Genomic DNA, 16,955 nt, shown 5'->3' on the forward strand with positions numbered 1-16,955 from the left:
CCGAATATGAATTTAAATTTAGACGGCAAAATAATACTGGTAAGTGGTGGTGCAAAAGGCATCGGAGCGGCAATTGTTAAAGCTCTTGCCATTGAAAATGCATTCCCAATCATCATCGGCAGAAATGAAGAAGATAACCAGAAAATGCTTCAGGAAGTAAAAAATTCAGGCTTAAAAGCCGATTATTTTACTGCGGAACTTACTGCACCAGAAAGCTGCAAAACCATTATAGATGCCATTTTAGAAAAATATAACAGAATTGATGGCCTGGTGAATAATGCCGGTGTTAACGATGGCGTAGGCCTCGAAAGCGGCACTTATGAAGCTTTTATGGAATCACTGCATAAAAATGTGGTGCACTATTATCTTTTAGCGAAGTACGCCTTACCGGCATTGAAAGAAAGTAAAGGTTCTATTTTGAATATCGGCAGTAAAACAGCAGAAACCGGACAAGGCGGAACATCAGGCTATGCGGCATCAAACGGTGCCAGAAATGCTTTAACACGCGAGTGGGCGGTGGAATTATTGCCCTACAGCATCCGTGTTAATGCGATTATTGTTGCCGAAGCATGGACACCTTTATATGAAAAGTGGATCAGCACTTTTGAAAACCGTGATGAAAAACTGAAAAGCATTACCGATAAAATTCCATTTGAAAACCGGATGACTACTGTAGATGAAATTGCGAATACCGCTGTGTTTTTATTATCAGATAAATCGAGCCACACTACCGGTCAGTTAATCCATGTAGATGGTGGTTATGTACATTTGGATAGGGCGCTGTTGTAATAAGTCACTGTCATTCCAAACCCCACACTCTCGGTCTGTGTCCTCACAGACCGAAAGAAAAAACTAATTTAAATGGCCTGTGAGGACACAGACCATGGAGTTGTCTAATATTACTTTTTCTTCCTTTCTTCCAAATAAACATGCCATAAGAACATCGTAGCAATGGTGCGGTAAGGTTCACACTCTCGGTCTGTGTCCTCACAGACCGAAACAAAAAACTAATTTAAATGGCCTGTGAGGACACAGACCATGGAGTTGTTTAATATTACTTTTTCTTCCTTTCTTCCAAATAAACATGCCATAACAACATCGTGGCAATGGTGCGATAAGGTTCACACCCTCGGTCTGTGTCCTCACAGACCGAAACAAAAACTAATTTAAATGGCCTGTGAGGACACAGACCATGGAGTTGTTTAATATTACTTTTTCTTCCTTTCTTCCAAATAAACATGCCATAACAACATCGTGGCAATGGTGCGATAAGGTTCACACCCTCGGTCTGTGTCCTCACAGACCGAAACAAAAACTAATTTAAATGGCCTGTGAGGACACAGACCATGGAGTTGTTTAATATTACTTTTTCTTCCTTTCTTCCAAATAAACATGCCATAACAACATCGTGGCAATGGTGCGGTAAGGTTTAAATTGATCTGCAACCGCCAAAACTTCCTCTTTACTCACACTGGCTGTCAAACCTTTTATTTTCTTTAGTGAGTTTATCGCAGCCAGGTCTCCTATGGGGAAAACATCCGTATGGTGCAGCATAAAAATCAGGTAAATATCTACGGTCCAATCGCCTATACCTTTAATGGTTTTGAGTTGATTTCTAATGGCAAGATCATCCATCGTTTCCATTTTGCTAAGTGATAACGTTCCGCTAACCAAACTTTCAGCCAAATGCCGCACGTAAACTGTTTTTTGCCTGCTGAAATAACAATCCCTTAATTCCTGGTCATTAAGCAATAACAATCGGGCTGGTGTAACCTTTCCTATTTTTTCTTTCAGTTTATTCAGCGTAGCCAATGCCGAAGCCAAAGAAACCTGTTGTTCTAAAATAATATGCACCAGTGATTCAAAGGTATTTGGTCTCGACCAAAACGGCGGGTAACCGTATTTATCCAAAATCGACTGCAAATCTGCATCCCTGTTACCTGCTAAATCGCAAAGCTGAAGAAAATTGGTCTGATCAAATGTTTCGAACATGGAAATGTTTTTGGTCAAATATAATAAGGATTAAGGTAGTATAACCTACGCTAAAACTTCTTTGTAGTTATTCTGAACGCTACCTGTCCCGAATATTCGGAGCGAAGAATCTTTCTGATTTTTGATCTGTTTTCGGGTTCGGTTTTCCATCGCTTGCAGATTCTTCGTTTCACTCAAAATGACAACCATTTTTTTGGTCTGTGTGGGCTAACCCGTCATTTCAGCTACAACATAACTCATTTTGGATCATCCGGTCCTGAAAATCTGCTCAAATAACATAAAGACCATCCATTTTAATCCCGTTTTAAGATGAGATGGTTACTTTTGTTACATGCTAAAGATTGGAATAGCGGAAGACGATCCTAAAATTGCGGCACTTTTAAAATCTGCACTCGAAGAAAACGATTATCAGGTACTAACTGTAGCCAATGGGATTGATGCGCTGGAACTTTTTTTGAGTGAAAGTTTTAACCTCCTGATTGTCGACGTGATGATGCCCGGCCTCAATGGCATCCAGCTTTGTAAACACCTCAGGGAAAACAATTTGCAAACACCAATCCTCATGCTCACTGCTATGGGCACCATTGATGATAAAGTTACGGGCCTGGAAGCCGGCGCCGATGATTATCTCGTAAAACCCTTCCACCTGAAAGAACTTTTGGCCAGGGTGGCAGCACTTTTGAGGAGGCAACCTGCTGCCGGAATTAAAACAGACCATAAATTATATTTCGAAGACCTGGTACTCGATACCTATAGCAAAGAAGTAAGTCGTGCAGGAAAAACCATTGAGTTAAGTGCCAAAGAATTTGTGCTGCTCGAACTTTTTATGCGCAACCCCAACCGCTTACTCTCCAGGCAGTTTATTGCTGAGCAAGTCTGGGACATCAATTTCGAAACCGGAACGAACGTAATTGATGTTTATATCAATTTCCTGCGAAAAAAAATCGAGAAGGATTTTGAGCGCAAACTCATCCACACCAAAATCAACATGGGTTATATTTTGAAATAAATGAAAATAAAAGACCGGATAGCGTTGTATTTTACCTTGATCAGCACCTCAATGCTCTTCGCGGTGCTCTGTACGGTATATTTTACTTTTATGAAATTTTTGGAAGCCGATTTCTTTGAGCGCCTCACCGACCGTACCATGGTTACGGCAAAACTTTACCTCGAAGCCGACGAAATCAGCAGAGATGCTTTGAATACCGTCCGCCATAAATACCTGCAAAAGTTAAACAGCGAAGTGATCCGCGTTTACGATAAAAAGAACAGGGCCACCTTTATCGGCGATACCGCACAATACTGGGCACCCGCCACCATCGATGAAGTACGTCGGAAAGGACGCTTAAAGTACACCGACGGGCAGCGGCAGGTGGTTGGCATTTATTATAAAGACAATCAGGGCGATTTTGTAATCCTGGCTTCGGCCGACGATCAGGGCTCACACAACAGGCTCGATAAATTGTTGAAGATCATGATTTTTATCTTCATCCTCATTTCACTGATTGTATTGTTGCTGAGCCGGTTAATTGCCCGGAAAATGCTCGAACCCCTGCAAAAATTTATGCTCGAAGTAAAACAGGCTGGTTCGCAAAACATGGAATTCAGGGTAGAAGAAAACAACAATAAAGACGAGATTAACCTCATTGCCCAAAGTTTTAACCATTTAATGGAAGAACTGGAACAGGCTTTTATCTTGCAAAAAACTTTTGCTGCCAATGCTTCGCATGAATTAAGGACGCCTGTTACCCGCATGATGATGACCTCCGAACTTGCACTATCAAAAGAAAGGGATCAGGCCGCTTATCAAAAAGTGATCGCTTCAATGCTTGAGGACGCCGAAAAAATGGAACACATCATTACCGGTTTAGTTGCCCTTGCAAAAATGGACCTCGAACTGATCAATTCGCAACTTGTTCCGATCCGGTTGGATAATTTACTTTCCAAAATCCAGGTTGAATGGAAAACACAGAAAAACCTTGATCTTAAAATTACTTATCAGGTCTCATTTGAATCAAAACCTCAAATTTTAGCTAATACAGTTTTGTTGCAAATTGCTTTAGACAATATCATTTCCAATGCTTTTAAATTTTCCGAAAATCAGGAAGTGAATATTTTTGTAGAAGCTAATGGAAATGATTTCCTCATCCACATCACCGATCAAGGAACGGGTATTTCTACCGAAAATCAGGCGGATATTTTTAAACCTTTTTACACGCGTGCAAATGAACATGGCCACAACGGTGAAGGCATGGGACTTTATATGGCCCAGAAAATTATCGATCTGCTTAAAGGCGAAATAACCGTAAAGAACATTGATAAGGGTGGCTGTACTTTTACGGTGAGGCTAGCAAAGTTTTAGATACTACTGCGCTAACGCTCGTGCAATGCCCGTCATCTCCTGAAGCGTCCCGAATATTCGGGAGAGAGATCTATCTCGATACAGATTTAGCTTCGCTGAGCACTTTGTGGTTCTCGACTACGCTACACTCCGCTCTAAATGACGGAACGAATGAAGTAATTCCGCTAACGCTCGTTTTTAATGAGCGTTTAATAGTCTATCGTTCACAACGATAAAATCGTGTAACTATTTATGCACTCGTTTGGAAACGAGCGCAAACACTAATCAACTTTAATCCCATTTTAAGCCCGATTTAATCCGCCTTTAATCCGGCAAGGATAGCTTTGCTGAATGACAAGAATATGTACGTTGCTCCTTCTCTTTTTAGTCCTTACCAGAGCAACTTTTGCACAAACCGATACCCTAAGCTTAAACCTGAACCAGGCCGAAAACCTCTTTATAAAAAATAATTTTGATCTCCTGGCCAGCAATTATGACATCGATAAAGCTAAAGCCGAAATTATTACTGCCAGACTTTTCGAGAATCCCACGCTTGAATACGAAAACCTATTTTACAACCACGAAACCAAGAAATTTCTGCAAACCTCCTATGCTTACGGACAATTTGCGGGATCTATTTCGCAGTTGTTTAAACTTGCAGGCAAAAGAAACAAAAACATCAAACTGGCTCAAACAGGTGTTAAACTGGCCGAATATGAATATTTCGACCTGCTAAGAACACTCAAATTCGAGTTGGTTAATACTTTCTATAAGACCTATTTTGCGGCGCAATCGGTAAAGGTTTACCAGGAACAAATCAGTTCTACTGATCAACTGCTAAAAGCTTACGATCTTCAGTTAAAAACGGGCAATGTGGCTGCAAAAGATGTGATCAGGATTAAATCACTGCTGATCAACCTCAAAGCAGAACAGGCCGGATTATTGAATGAACTGGAAGACAATTACAAAGATTTAAAGTTGCTTTGTGGACTAAATGCAGGCACTTCAATCGATCTGGTTTTGGATCAAACAGATCTCAAAAACCCTTCGCCCGATAAAATTCCTTACAGCGCATTACTCGATTCGGCCAGAGCTAACCGCGCCGATCTCAAACTGGCCAAAACCGATCTGCTTTATAACGAACGTAATTTAAAACTGCAGAAAGCTATGGCAATCCCTGATATAGAAATTGGTTTGAGCTACGACCTGAAAGGCAATTATCCCGAAAAATATACCGGTTTGGGCATCAAAATCCCTATTCCGCTTTTCTCCAGGAACCAGGGCGAAATTAAAAAAGCACAGGTTGGCATAACCGCAGCCGATACGCACCTAAAAAGAAAGGAAGCCCTGCTCGAAAATGAAGTATTTAACAGCTACAAAACCGCTTTACGCAACGAAAAACTGTATGCAGAGATCGATCCCACCTTTAGTACCGATTTCAATACGCTCATTTCCGGACTGATTAAAAATTTCAAGGCAAGAAACATCAGCCTGATCGAATTTTTAGACCTCTACGATGCTTATAAAGAAAATACACTGCAACTGAACAAAGTCCAATTCGAAAGAATGAGCAGCCGTGCTGAGCTCAATTATGTAACCGGTTCTAATCTTTTTAAATAAATCTCATGCAAAATCTCTATAAAAACACTTTACTTATTGCAGCAACCAGTTTAATTTTTGGCTGTAGCGAACATAAAACCGCGGCACCTGCAGAAAAATTTACCATCACCGATTCATTGATCAACCGTTTATTAATCGATACCGTACAACAGGCCAACAGCAAAACCGAACTCATGTTTTCGGCAAAAATAGCTGCAAATGAGGAGCGTCGCTCAGAACTTTTCCCAATGGTGAGCGGAACAGTAAACCGCGTTGGCGTAAGGCTGGGCGATCAGGTTTCAACTGGCCAGACACTAGCCACCCTCACCAGTTCCGAAATGGCTGGTTTTGATAAAGAAGTTATCGCCGCCAATGCCGAACTTAAAAATGCAGAACGATCGGTAAAACAGGCCGAACAGCTTTTTCAAAGTGGTTTATCATCTGCAAAAGAACTGGAAGAAGCCAAAAACGATTATCAGATCAAAAAAGCAGAGGTAAAAAGAGCCAATTCTGTACTAAAACTCAATGGCGGTAGCAGTACGGGATTATACGCCATTAAATCGCCCATAAATGGTTTTGTGATCGAAAAAAACGTAACCAAGAATATGCAATTGCGTGGCGATAACGACAAAAGCCTTTTTACCATTGCCGATCTCTCTAACGTTTGGGCCATGATCAACATTTATGAATCTGATATTTCGAGGGTTAAGGCCGGGGATGAAGTGAGTTTATCAACCCTCTCCTACCCTGATAAGATTTTTAAAGGCAAAATAGAGAAATTATATAACCAGGTTGATCAGGAAAGTAAAGTAATGAATGCTAGGGTGGTGATCCCAAATCCAGGATTTCTTTTAAAACCAGGCATGCTCGGAACGGTAAAGGTTTCGGCAAATTCAGCTATCGATCTACCTGTTTTAAATTCGAGGGCCGTTATTTTCGATGAAAACAAAAATTATGTGCTTGTTCTGGGCCAGGATCATAAAGTAAGGATCCAGGAGATCGAAATCGGTCGCAAAACCGCTGATAAAACCTACATCAGCAAAGGTGTACAAGCCGGCGACCGCATTATTGCTTCCAAACAGGTTTTCTTGTTCGAAAGCCTGAAAACACAATAATTTCTTTTCATCCCCTAGATTTTAAAAATGAATAAATTCATAAAAAGCATTATCGGCTTTGCACTGAAGAATAAATATTTCATCTTTTTTGCCACCTTTATTTTAATCCTGGCCGGTTATTTAAGTTTCAAACACACCACAATAGATGCCTTCCCCGATGTAACCAATACCAACATCACCATCATTACCCAATGGCCCGGCCGCAGTGCCGAAGAAGTGGAAAAGTTTGTAAGCAGGCCTTTGGAAATTGCCATGAACCCGACCGAAAAACGCACCACCATCCGTTCTTCTTCCCTCTTTGGTTTATCGATTGTAAAAGTAAGTTTCGAAGATGATGTAGATTATGCCGAGGCGCGTGTACAGGTAAATAATCACCTCGAAGAAGCCGATCTGCCCGAAGGGATTCAGCCTGAGGTACAGCCACCATACGGACCAACCGGAGAGATTTTCCGTTATACCTTAACCAGCGATAAAAAATCGGTCCGCGAGTTAAAAACCCTGCAGGATTGGGTGATCCAGCGCGAACTTTTATCTGTTTCGGGCATTGCCGATGTGGTGAGTTTTGGTGGCGAGGTAAAAACCTATCAGATTACTGTCGATCCGCAAAAAGCCATTCAATATGGCGTAAGCGCAACCGAACTTTTCGAAGCGGTATCTAAAAGCAATATTAATGTGGGTGGCGACGTCATCGTACAAAGTGGCCAGGCTTATGTGGTGCGCGGTATCGGCGTACTTAATAATATCGACGAAATCAGGAATGTGGTGGTCGATAACATCAACGGCACCCCCGTTTATGTGAAGACCATTGCCGATGTTGCTGAATCGGCCCTGCCACGATTGGGTCAGGTTGGCCGCGACAGGGATCCGGATGTAGTAGAAGGCATTATTGTAATGAGAAAAGGTGGTAATCCCAGCGAAGTAATTGCAAGATTGAAAGAAAAAATCAACGCCATAAACAGTACTATTTTACCAGATGATGTAAAAATAAAACCCTTTTACGACCGCGAAGACCTCGTCAATTATTCGGTACATACCGTAATGGGCAATATGCTCGAAGGGATTTTGTTCGTAACCCTCATTGTGTTCCTTTTTATGGCCGATTGGCGCACCACCCTAATCGTCTCGATCATTATTCCACTCGCATTACTTTTTGCTTTTATCTGCCTCAAATTAAAAGGCATGCCGGCCAACCTGCTCTCTATGGGGGCAATCGACTTTGGGATCATTATAGATGGTGCCGTGGTAATGGTTGAAGGGATTTTCGTCGTACTGGATGCCAAAGCCAGAAAACTGGGCATGGATAAGTTCAATAAAATGAGCAAGCTCGGTTTCATCAAAAAAGCCTGTCTCGAAAATGGAAAAGGCATTTTATTTGCCAAACTGATTATCATTACCGGTTTGCTGCCCATTTTCACCTTTGAGAAAGTGGAAGGTAAAATGTTCTCTCCTCTGGCCTGGACGCTAAGTTTTGCCTTACTGGGCGCTTTAATCTTAACCTTTACCCTCGTGCCAGCCATGGCCAGTGTGCTCTTAAAAAAAGATGTAAAAGAAAAGCACAATATTTTTTTAGAATGGATTACCAAAGCAACCCTTAAATTTTACGATGCCTGTTTCAAAAAAAAGAAACTCGTTTTTGGCATTTCTGTCATTGTGCTCCTGTCAGGTGCCTTTAGCTTTAAATTTCTCGGCACCGAGTTTCTGCCCAGCTTGGATGAAGGCTCCATTTATGTACGTGCCACCGGGCCTCTAAGTATTTCATTGAATGAAACCAAAAAGCTTTCGAACGAGATGCGAAAGATCTTTTTAAGTTTCGAAGAAGTAAAACAGGTAATGTCGCAAACCGGCCGGCCAAACGACGGAACCGATGCCACCGGCTTTTACAATATGGAATTTCATGTGGATATTTATCCGCGAAAAGAATGGAAGCGTAAACAGACCAAAGAACAGCTGATTGAGCGCATGCAGGAAAAACTGAAGAGTTTTCCAGGCATTAGCCTCAATTTTTCGCAACCCATTTCTGATAATGTGGAAGAGGCCGTTTCGGGTGTAAAAGGTTCGATTGTGGTAAAACTTTTTGGCGAAAACTTCGAATACATCGAACAGGAAGAAGAAAAAATAGAAAGCATTTTAAAAACGGTTGAGGGTATTGAAGATCTGGGGATTTTAAGAAATCTTGGTCAGCCGGAACTGCAGATCAATCTCGACCAGAAAAAAATGGCGCTTTATGGCGTAAGCACAGCAGATGCCAATGCGGTAATTGAAATGGCCATTGGTGGAAAAGCGGCTACCCAGATTTACGAAGGCGAACGCAAATTCGACCTGATTATACGTTATCCCGAAGATTTCAGAAATGATGAAAGTTCGATCAGTAAATTGCGTGTGCCTACCCTATCCGGATCAAATGTACAGTTGGGCGAAATTTCCAGCATCCGCAAAATTACCGGCCCCAGTATGATTTACCGCGACAAACACAAACGTTACGGTGCCATTAAATTCTCTATCCGCGGCAGGGATATGGGCAGCGTAATTGCCGAAGCCCAACAAAAAGTAAATGCAAAAATCAAATTGCCAAAAGGTTATCAATTGGAGTGGGCCGGCGATTTCGAAAACCAGCAAAGGGCCATCGCCCGTTTATCGCAAGCTGTTCCCGTAAGTTTGTTATTGATCTTTTTTATCCTCTTTGTACTGTTCGGAAACATCAAAGATGCTTTATTGGTGTTAAACAATGTCCCTTTTGCCATGATTGGTGGCATATTAGCCCTGTTGGCCGCTGGCGTAAACTTTAATATTTCAGCGGGGATAGGTTTTATTGCCTTATTTGGGATCTGTGTCCAAAACGGAGTGATCCTGATTACCCGTTTCAAATCCAACATTTCCGAACTCAAACATCATCCCGGCTGGACCTTTACCGATGCCATGCGTGATGGAATTGCAAGCAGGTTCAGGCCGGTATTGATGACTGCTTTAATGGCCGCGATAGGTTTAATGCCCGCAGCACTTTCTACCGGGATTGGGTCAGAAGCATCAAAGCCATTGGCCATTGTAGTAATCGGGGGTTTAATCACCAATACTTTATTTAACCTTTTTGTTTATCCGATCGTCTTTTATTGGTCGTACCGTAAAAAAGTAAATAGTCTATAAAGATCAAGGGCTGTTCCTTTCATTAGGAACAGCCCTTATCATCAGAATAATACCTGATGCTTTAACTTAATGAATGAATTATATTAATTCACATCACCTTTAACTTTGTTTGCCGTTCTTTTTCCAGGAAGATAAATCTGGAATCCAAAAGACAGATTTAGGTTGTTTTGCGTGGTAGCATTACCAAAGCCTACTAGGCCTTTATACTTAAGCAAGGTTTCTAAACCAATGTTAGGCGTAATAAAATAAGCAAAACCAGGACCTACACTTAAATCTAACCCATTAGTGTTTGCACCGCCTCTGTTAACATTAACACCACCAACACCTACAGTTGCTTCAGCAAAGAAACGGCCGTGTTTCAATACTTCAACGTCTTTTCCTGTGTAATAACGGCCCAATGCACCTACGCCATAGCTGGTTGTGGTACTTGAGTTTTTAGCCGTTTCCAGACCAAAATTTACGTAACCACCCACCGCTACATTATCCTGAATAAACCAGGCAGCTTTTGGGGTAATGTCAACACTGAAAACATTTGGCGCATCTAAACCAAGGTTAATGTTGGTAAGATTTCCACCAACCATCACATTACCTTTTTGGATTTGTGCCTGTGCACTGCCCGCAAATAATAATGTGGCAAATACAAGTTTTAATAGATTTTTTTTCATGATAGATAACTTTTTATTATCCATCTCTAACACTCTCCTGTGCATATAGTTTAAAAAAAACGCACTCACGCTATTAAATCACTGAAAAAGAGCGCCATAAAATCATTTCAAAAACTACTTTTTATCATAAAAGTTACAAATAAATAATAAATCTCATCTTCAGGTAACTGCGAAATGCTTATTTTGAAACGGGCTTTTATCTCAGAAAACCGGCAAAAAACATACTGCCCGAACATTTGTTATGCTCTTAAGTAAATCTATTTAAACGAACAAATTTTGAACCCACAGCATATCATTTACCTGTTTATCGGACTTGCATTGCTATGTATCGCGGTAATGAGCATCGTAATCCGGCAGCGGAATTTAAAATACCAGCAAGATCTCATTAATGCCCCTGTAAAGCTACCCGAAGCTTATGGTCTTGGTCAAAAAATGTTTAGTGTACACCTGAAATGCACAGATTTAAAGCAAGGTAATTTTATTTTAGGCATTGTTTTCAATCTGCTTACGATTTTAATGCTGGTGTTGGTAACCGGAGGATTTGATTCTTATAATGCACTTCCTTATCCAAAAATTGTTGATGCATTACTTAACAAGAAAACCTTGGTACCTATCGGGATCGGTATAGTTGTATTTTTAATGTATAATGCCTACCACCGCGTAAACATTACCTGGGAAAACGGGCCTGTTGTAGCAGAATCTCCTGTAAACGTTACGCATTATGAAATCAAGAAAAATGGCTTGCTTTTAAATGTAATTTACCTGCAAACCGATCAGAAGCTATGGATATTGGTTCCAGGTACTTCGCAGGATAACACAAAGTTTAAAGATTTTAAACGGCTCAGAAAAGAGCAACAAGAGAATGAAAAGTTCATACAACAACTTAAAGAAAACCTAAACCACTATGGTGCGCAGGAAAGAAAATTTCCTTTTTTCACCCTTTATCTTAAGTTTTCCTTTTTCGCCTTCATCCTAAGCCTTGTTTTGATACTGGTTATTCTAAACTTCCAATAATCCATTCGTTTTTCTATTTTCTCATTTTGGCTACAAAAGCCCTCAATTAGGCTACAAATTTGCATCGCGTCGTCCTCACCTTTGATTTATCATTTATTCAGATAAAAAATTATGGAACATCAACAGGAAAATCAAAGTAACCTCAACTCAACAGCTCATAAAGTTTGGTTTATTACCGGTACCTCGCGTGGATTTGGGCGTGTATGGACTACTGCCGCCTTAGAACGGGGCGATAAAGTAGCGGCAACAGCAAGAAATCTCTCCAGCATTGCCGATCTTCAGGAAAAATACAAGGAAAATATACTAACCCTGGAACTTGACGTGACCAATCATGATCAGGTTGAAAAAGCAGTTAAACGGGCCCACGAGCATTTTGGGAAATTGGATATCGTGTTAAACAACGCAGGTTATTCGCTTGTAGGTACTGTTGAAGAAGCCACGATTGATCAGGTAAAGGCCATGTACGATACCAACATTTTCGGGGCAGTTGCGGTTATTCAGGCAGCCTTACCAATTTTACGCAAACAAGGTTACGGGCACATTTTAGGTACTTCGAGCAACCTCGGCCATGTGGTACTGCCGGTTATCGGTTATTATGCTTCTTCTAAATGGGCATTCGAAGCCATACACGAGAGTCTGGCCGAAGAGGTAAAACCATTTGGCATTAAAGTTACCATTATAGAGCCGGGTGCTTATGCCACCGAATTTGGCAGTCAGGAATCGTTGAAATTTGCAGACGGACTGGATATATATACCGACTTCAAAGCAACATTTTTTGAAGGTTTACAGCACATGGAAAGAGGAAATCCGGATGCTACACCAGATGCCATTTTCAAAATTGTCGACATGGAAAACCCGCCCTTACGCCTGTCGCTCGGCAGCCATAATCTGGCCTGGGTACGTAAGGCCTATGCTGAGCGTATGGCAAGCTGGGAAGAATGGGAGTCTGTATCGAACGCAGCACAAGGTTAATTAACCAAAAAATCAACCATATAACCGGTAAACAAAAGCTTATCGGTTATATTTGTATTAACTAATATGAAAAAGGAAGACCATAGCCCATATAAATTCAGTTCGCTAACCGAAGCACACCGGATGATGGGTTTGCCGCAACCGAAACACCCGCTCATCAGCCTGATCAATAATGAAGATCATCCGGTTGAAATGAACGGACAGCCCAATTCGCATATCCTCAACTTTTATAAAATCTCGTATAAACCAAAATTGAGCGGCAGGCTAAAATACGGCCAGAGCTATTATGATTTTGACGAAGGTGGTTTATTATTTGCCGCTCCAAATCAGATTATCGGTCATGAAGAAGATTTAAGTTCCAGTGTTTGTTCGCTATATACCTTATTAATCCACCCTGATTTTTTACTATCGTATCCGATAGCCAAAAAAATCAAAAGTTATGGTTTCTTTTCATACTCGGCCAATGAGGCATTGCATTTATCAGAAAAGGAAAAGGTTACCATCATGACCATCTTTAAAAGCATTGAAGAGGAACTGAACAGCCGGATTGACGATTTTAGTCAGGATGTGATTATTACGCAGATCGAACTGTTGTTAAATTACAGCAACCGCTTTTACAAGCGTCAGTTTATTACCAGAAAGGTACTGAACAGTGATTTGTTGCAAAACCTGGAAGAACTGCTGGAAGATTATTTTAACGATAAAATGCCCATGTTTAAGGGCTTGCCAACGGTGCAATACCTTTCCGGTCATTTAAATGTTTCGCCCAGTTATCTGAGCGACTTATTGCGATCACTTACGGGACAGAATGCACAACAGCACATCCATCAAAAACTGATCGAGAAAGCAAAGGAGAAATTATCCGGCACCAATTTATCAGTAAGTGAGGTAGCTTACGAACTCGGCTTTGAACATCCGCAATCTTTTAATAAACTGTTTAAGGCAAAAACGAAGGTTTCGCCACTGGCATTTAGAAAATTATTTAATTAAGTAGCGTTTTTGTTCTTTTGCACGTATAAGCTGTAAATTAAAGCTTTATGAAAAAGATATCACTCCTTCTATTGACAATTGCATGCCTGATTTATGTATCATGCAAAAAAACCACAATCGACAACGATGGTCCGGGTGAAGTTTTCGGCAAATGGAAACTCACTGAAACCATGTTCGATCCCGGTGATGGAAGTGGAAAATATAAAAAGGTAACCGGCGATGCCAAATACCTTACTTTAGAAAAATCAGCAGACAAAGCGGGGAAATTTAGCGGAAATGCCGTTCCGGATATATATGCATTCAGGATTTTAGACAGTGTAAAAATGGAAGTTTTCAGCAATACTTATAAAATGCCATTAACTTACTACTATAAAGTTTCGGCAAAATCGCTCCTGCTTAATCCACCCTGTATAGAAGGCTGTGGTTACAGGTTTGTGAGAGAATAAAGGTAATCAGCCCCTCGGGTTGCAGATCTCCTGCTGAAATCTCAGGTATTTAGACGGGCTTAGGTTAAGGTAATGTTTAAAATCGTGGATCAACTGGCTCTGATCATAAAAACCACAGGTTTCAATTACCTCGAACCAGTTAACAGGTTTGTTATGGAGTAACAGGTGCTGTATAAGTTCAATTGCTTTTAGAAAACGCATGTACCGGCTGATTTCTTTTGATGAATAACCGAGGTGTTTTTTCAGGTTCATCTGTACCGATCTTTCCGAAAGTTTTTCCTGAGCAGAAATTTCTTTTACCAGACTTATCGGGCCATTGCCCATGGCTATAATCTGCTCGGTTAAGGGATGCCTGTTTTGTATATACGGGCGGCTAAATTCGAGCAGCTGCGTTACCCTTTCACTTACAGTATCTAAAGCATTAAGGCTTACCCATAGCGTGGTAAAACAGTTGTCATTCAATAAATCATCCGGATGAAGATACCCGATAAGTGATGCCGTACCAAAAAAGCGGAAAAAGGCATCATCTTTAAAATTTACGACCAGCATTTCGCCTCCTGCGGGAAGAATGTAAGTAAAAGCCTGCTTAACAGGACCTAAAACCAGGCATTTATCCATTGATATTGCTTCATTTTCCTTGCTAAGCAAAACAAGTGAAGCACCAAAACTGAATACCATCATGGTTTGAAAAGCAGGCAGCAAAGTTTGGATAATTGGAGCATCAGATTTATTCTCTGCGAAATAAAAATGAGAAAACAACTCCTCAAATTCAGCAGGAACAGTGATCCGGTAGCCGTGATATGCCTCATTATTTTTCATGATCAAAGATGATCATTTTTAGGAAAAATCACGATTTAAGTGGCTTATCTAATCTAACCAAAAGCCCCGAAATTGATACGCTTATTAATTTTAGTGGGCTGGGTACACAAACCACGGTTATGGTAAGGCCCGCAACCGCTGCTGTAAACCTCGCAAATACATGTGTAAACCTCGCAAACGCATGTGTAATCATCGCAAACGCATGTGTAAACCTCGCAAACGCATGTGTAAACCTCGCAAACGCATGTGTAATCATCGCAAATACATGTGTAAACCTCGCAACCGCATGTGTAATTATCGCAAATATATGTGTAAACCTCGCAACCGCATGTGTAAACCTCGCAAACGCGTGTGTAATTATCGCAAATACATGTGTAAACCTCGCAACCGCATGTACAAACCTCGCAAACGCATGTGTAATTATCGCAAACGCATGTACAAACCTCGCAAACGCATGTATAATTACCGCAAGCGCTACTGCAAACCTCGCAACCGCATCTGCAATTGTCACTAAAGAAGCACAAGAAATCAATTAAACGATTGCCGGAATGCGATCGGCGACAGATTGGTTTTGGATTTAAACAGCTTACTGAACGATTGAGGATGCCCAAAGCCCAACTGGTAAGCAATTTCGCTAATGGTAAGCGTGGTAGTTGATAGTTTTTCTTTCGCCCTTTCAATCAGTTTATCATGGATATGCTGCTGCGTGCTCTGTCCGGTGGTTACTTTCAGCAAACTGCTGAGGTAATCGGGCGAGAGATTTAATTCTGCAGCAAGATCGTTTACCGTTGGCAAGCCATTTTCTACAGCGTTTTCTTCGAAATAACGGTTGAGGAAACTTTCTACCTGATCTAAAACCTGGTGGTTGGTAATGCGCCGGGTAATAAACTGGCGGTGATAAAAACGTTCTGCATAATTAAGCAGCACCTCAATTTGCGAGATAATAATCTGCTGACTGAAGTTATCAATATTGGCCTGATACTCCTGCTGAATATTTTGTATGATACCTGCCATGGTGGTTTCCTCTTTTTCAGAAAGAAACAGGGCTTCATTTACCGAATAGCTAAAATAGGCGTATTTTTTGATGGTATTGGCCAGTGGAAAGTTCCATAAAAAATCAGGGTGAACAAGCAACATCCATCCGGATTTATCGGGTGCGTCTCCTGTTACCTCGATCCTGAAAACCTGTCCAGGTGAAATAAAAAACAAAGTGCCTTCGTCGAAATCATATTCCTGCTGACCGTATTTAAACCGGCCATTCATGTTCTTCTTCAAAGCAATGAAATAGAAATCGAATACCCAGCTCACAGTATTAATGTCCGTCGAATGTTTCATATCCGCATAATCGATCAGGCTGATTAGCGGATGTTCAGGTTTTGGAAGTCCCCTCACCTTGTGGTATTCGCTGATGCTTTTTATGCGTTGAACCTGTTGATTGGCCATTGATTGAGCTGGTTATTGATTACAAACTAAGAAAAATTCCTGAGAACCAGGTTTAAGTATGCAAATATCTAAATTCCCGGGGTAACAGCTGTAGGCAAATCCTTTGGATTTGTAGCCAAATCCGGTTCCTCGTGCACTGTCATCCTGAGCGATAATTTATTTTATAAAAATTAATATGAATGACAGATCTTTATGGCAAAATGTTAGGCTGCGCGAGATCGTCATTGCGAGAAAGGCTTTTTCAGCCGACAGCCTGCCCAGATTTCGGGGAAGCAATCTTTCTAGCAAGGATCGCTAGCAGGAAAGATTGCTTCGTCGTTCCTCCTCGCAATGACGACTTTTCTTTGGATCTGTCAATGGTAGCGCAGCGAAGGATTTTTTGAAGAGAATTAATCCAGAAATAAAGCCGTTTTTATTT

At 41.0% G+C, this 16,955-nt stretch carries 15 protein-coding genes; 11 read left to right on the top strand and 4 right to left on the bottom strand.

The features are described 5' to 3' along the window. The first annotated feature begins 6 nt into the window (after positions 1-6). The gene (locus ACTJKC_RS22385) at positions 7-789 is read left to right on the top strand and encodes an SDR family oxidoreductase (RefSeq protein ID WP_440795481.1); all 783 of its coding nucleotides are present in this window, start codon (positions 7-9) and stop codon (positions 787-789) included. A 573-nt stretch (positions 790-1,362) separates the two neighbouring features. On the opposite strand, the gene ACTJKC_RS22390 is transcribed toward ACTJKC_RS22385, so the two are convergent. Beyond that, entirely contained in the window at positions 1,363-1,992 is a 630-nt protein-coding gene (locus tag ACTJKC_RS22390) for a DNA-3-methyladenine glycosylase family protein (RefSeq protein ID WP_440795483.1), read from the bottom strand. Between the two features lie 331 nt (positions 1,993-2,323). On the opposite strand from ACTJKC_RS22390, the gene ACTJKC_RS22395 reads away from it, so the two are divergent. The 5 genes from ACTJKC_RS22395 to ACTJKC_RS22415 all read left to right on the top strand — a co-directional run bounded on the left by ACTJKC_RS22395 (position 2,324) and on the right by ACTJKC_RS22415 (position 10,188). Further along, a complete protein-coding gene (locus tag ACTJKC_RS22395; protein WP_440795485.1) occupies positions 2,324-3,001 on the top strand; it encodes a response regulator transcription factor in 678 nt (225 codons plus the stop codon). Further along, positions 3,002-4,354: a HAMP domain-containing sensor histidine kinase gene (locus ACTJKC_RS22400; protein ID WP_440795487.1), complete on the top strand. Its 1,353-nt coding sequence runs from the start codon at positions 3,002-3,004 to the stop codon at positions 4,352-4,354. Positions 4,355-4,684: 330 nt separating this feature from the next. After that, positions 4,685-5,953, top strand: a complete 1,269-nt coding sequence (locus ACTJKC_RS22405) for a TolC family protein (RefSeq protein ID WP_440795489.1) — start codon at positions 4,685-4,687, stop codon at positions 5,951-5,953. Between the two features lie 5 nt (positions 5,954-5,958). Further along, positions 5,959-7,047, top strand: a complete 1,089-nt coding sequence (locus ACTJKC_RS22410; protein WP_440795491.1) for an efflux RND transporter periplasmic adaptor subunit — start codon at positions 5,959-5,961, stop codon at positions 7,045-7,047. A 27-nt stretch (positions 7,048-7,074) separates the two neighbouring features. After that, complete coding sequence (locus ACTJKC_RS22415; protein ID WP_440795493.1) at positions 7,075-10,188, top strand: efflux RND transporter permease subunit; 3,114 nt, start codon at positions 7,075-7,077, stop codon at positions 10,186-10,188. 83 nt (positions 10,189-10,271) lie between these two features. Here ACTJKC_RS22415 and ACTJKC_RS22420 read toward each other — a convergent pair whose 3' ends face one another. Next, positions 10,272-10,853, bottom strand: coding sequence for an outer membrane beta-barrel protein (locus ACTJKC_RS22420; RefSeq protein ID WP_344849867.1), 582 nt, complete (start codon positions 10,851-10,853; stop codon positions 10,272-10,274). A 276-nt stretch (positions 10,854-11,129) separates the two neighbouring features. On the opposite strand from ACTJKC_RS22420, the gene ACTJKC_RS22425 reads away from it, so the two are divergent. The 4 genes from ACTJKC_RS22425 to ACTJKC_RS22440 all read left to right on the top strand — a co-directional run bounded on the left by ACTJKC_RS22425 (position 11,130) and on the right by ACTJKC_RS22440 (position 14,275). Then, the gene (locus ACTJKC_RS22425; RefSeq protein ID WP_440795496.1) at positions 11,130-11,867 is read left to right on the top strand and encodes a hypothetical protein; all 738 of its coding nucleotides are present in this window, start codon (positions 11,130-11,132) and stop codon (positions 11,865-11,867) included. A gap of 111 nt (positions 11,868-11,978) precedes the next feature. Continuing rightward, a complete protein-coding gene (locus ACTJKC_RS22430; protein WP_440795498.1) occupies positions 11,979-12,839 on the top strand; it encodes an SDR family NAD(P)-dependent oxidoreductase in 861 nt (286 codons plus the stop codon). 66 nt (positions 12,840-12,905) lie between these two features. Continuing rightward, entirely contained in the window at positions 12,906-13,829 is a 924-nt protein-coding gene (locus ACTJKC_RS22435) for a helix-turn-helix domain-containing protein (RefSeq protein ID WP_440795500.1), read from the top strand. Positions 13,830-13,876: 47 nt separating this feature from the next. Next, positions 13,877-14,275 (top strand): hypothetical protein, encoded by a 399-nt coding sequence (locus ACTJKC_RS22440; RefSeq protein ID WP_440795502.1) that lies wholly within the window; start codon positions 13,877-13,879, stop codon positions 14,273-14,275. A 6-nt stretch (positions 14,276-14,281) separates the two neighbouring features. On the opposite strand, the gene ACTJKC_RS22445 is transcribed toward ACTJKC_RS22440, so the two are convergent. After that, positions 14,282-15,094: a helix-turn-helix domain-containing protein gene (locus ACTJKC_RS22445; RefSeq protein WP_440795504.1), complete on the bottom strand. Its 813-nt coding sequence runs from the start codon at positions 15,092-15,094 to the stop codon at positions 14,282-14,284. 8 nt (positions 15,095-15,102) lie between these two features. Here ACTJKC_RS22445 and ACTJKC_RS22450 point away from each other — a divergent pair, with 8 nt between their 5' ends. Next, a complete protein-coding gene (locus ACTJKC_RS22450) occupies positions 15,103-15,630 on the top strand; it encodes a hypothetical protein (protein WP_440795506.1) in 528 nt (175 codons plus the stop codon). On the opposite strand, the gene ACTJKC_RS22455 is transcribed toward ACTJKC_RS22450, so the two are convergent. Next, entirely contained in the window at positions 15,623-16,537 is a 915-nt protein-coding gene (locus ACTJKC_RS22455; protein ID WP_440795508.1) for an AraC family transcriptional regulator, read from the bottom strand. The genes ACTJKC_RS22450 and ACTJKC_RS22455 overlap by 8 nt on opposite strands. Between the last annotated feature and the right edge of the window lie 418 nt (positions 16,538-16,955).

It is taken from the genome of Pedobacter sp. 22226 (assembly GCF_052045455.1).
GTDB lineage: Bacteria > Bacteroidota > Bacteroidia > Sphingobacteriales > Sphingobacteriaceae > Pedobacter > Pedobacter jeongneungensis.

What these genes read in the sequence shown, in the direction of transcription:
- ACTJKC_RS22385 (WP_440795481.1), top strand. Translation starts at nt 7, where the DNA reads ATGAATTTAAATTTAGACGGCAAAATAATACTGGTAAGTGGTGGTGCA.
- ACTJKC_RS22390 (WP_440795483.1), bottom strand. Translation starts at nt 1,992, where the DNA reads ATGTTCGAAACATTTGATCAGACCAATTTTCTTCAGCTTTGCGATTTA.
- ACTJKC_RS22395 (WP_440795485.1), top strand. Translation starts at nt 2,324, where the DNA reads ATGCTAAAGATTGGAATAGCGGAAGACGATCCTAAAATTGCGGCACTT.
- ACTJKC_RS22400 (WP_440795487.1), top strand. Translation starts at nt 3,002, where the DNA reads ATGAAAATAAAAGACCGGATAGCGTTGTATTTTACCTTGATCAGCACC.
- ACTJKC_RS22405 (WP_440795489.1), top strand. Translation starts at nt 4,685, where the DNA reads ATGACAAGAATATGTACGTTGCTCCTTCTCTTTTTAGTCCTTACCAGA.
- ACTJKC_RS22410 (WP_440795491.1), top strand. Translation starts at nt 5,959, where the DNA reads ATGCAAAATCTCTATAAAAACACTTTACTTATTGCAGCAACCAGTTTA.
- ACTJKC_RS22415 (WP_440795493.1), top strand. Translation starts at nt 7,075, where the DNA reads ATGAATAAATTCATAAAAAGCATTATCGGCTTTGCACTGAAGAATAAA.
- ACTJKC_RS22420 (WP_344849867.1), bottom strand. Translation starts at nt 10,853, where the DNA reads ATGAAAAAAAATCTATTAAAACTTGTATTTGCCACATTATTATTTGCG.
- ACTJKC_RS22430 (WP_440795498.1), top strand. Translation starts at nt 11,979, where the DNA reads ATGGAACATCAACAGGAAAATCAAAGTAACCTCAACTCAACAGCTCAT.
- ACTJKC_RS22435 (WP_440795500.1), top strand. Translation starts at nt 12,906, where the DNA reads ATGAAAAAGGAAGACCATAGCCCATATAAATTCAGTTCGCTAACCGAA.
- ACTJKC_RS22440 (WP_440795502.1), top strand. Translation starts at nt 13,877, where the DNA reads ATGAAAAAGATATCACTCCTTCTATTGACAATTGCATGCCTGATTTAT.
- ACTJKC_RS22445 (WP_440795504.1), bottom strand. Translation starts at nt 15,094, where the DNA reads ATGAAAAATAATGAGGCATATCACGGCTACCGGATCACTGTTCCTGCT.
- ACTJKC_RS22450 (WP_440795506.1), top strand. Translation starts at nt 15,103, where the DNA reads ATGATCATTTTTAGGAAAAATCACGATTTAAGTGGCTTATCTAATCTA.
- ACTJKC_RS22455 (WP_440795508.1), bottom strand. Translation starts at nt 16,537, where the DNA reads ATGGCCAATCAACAGGTTCAACGCATAAAAAGCATCAGCGAATACCAC.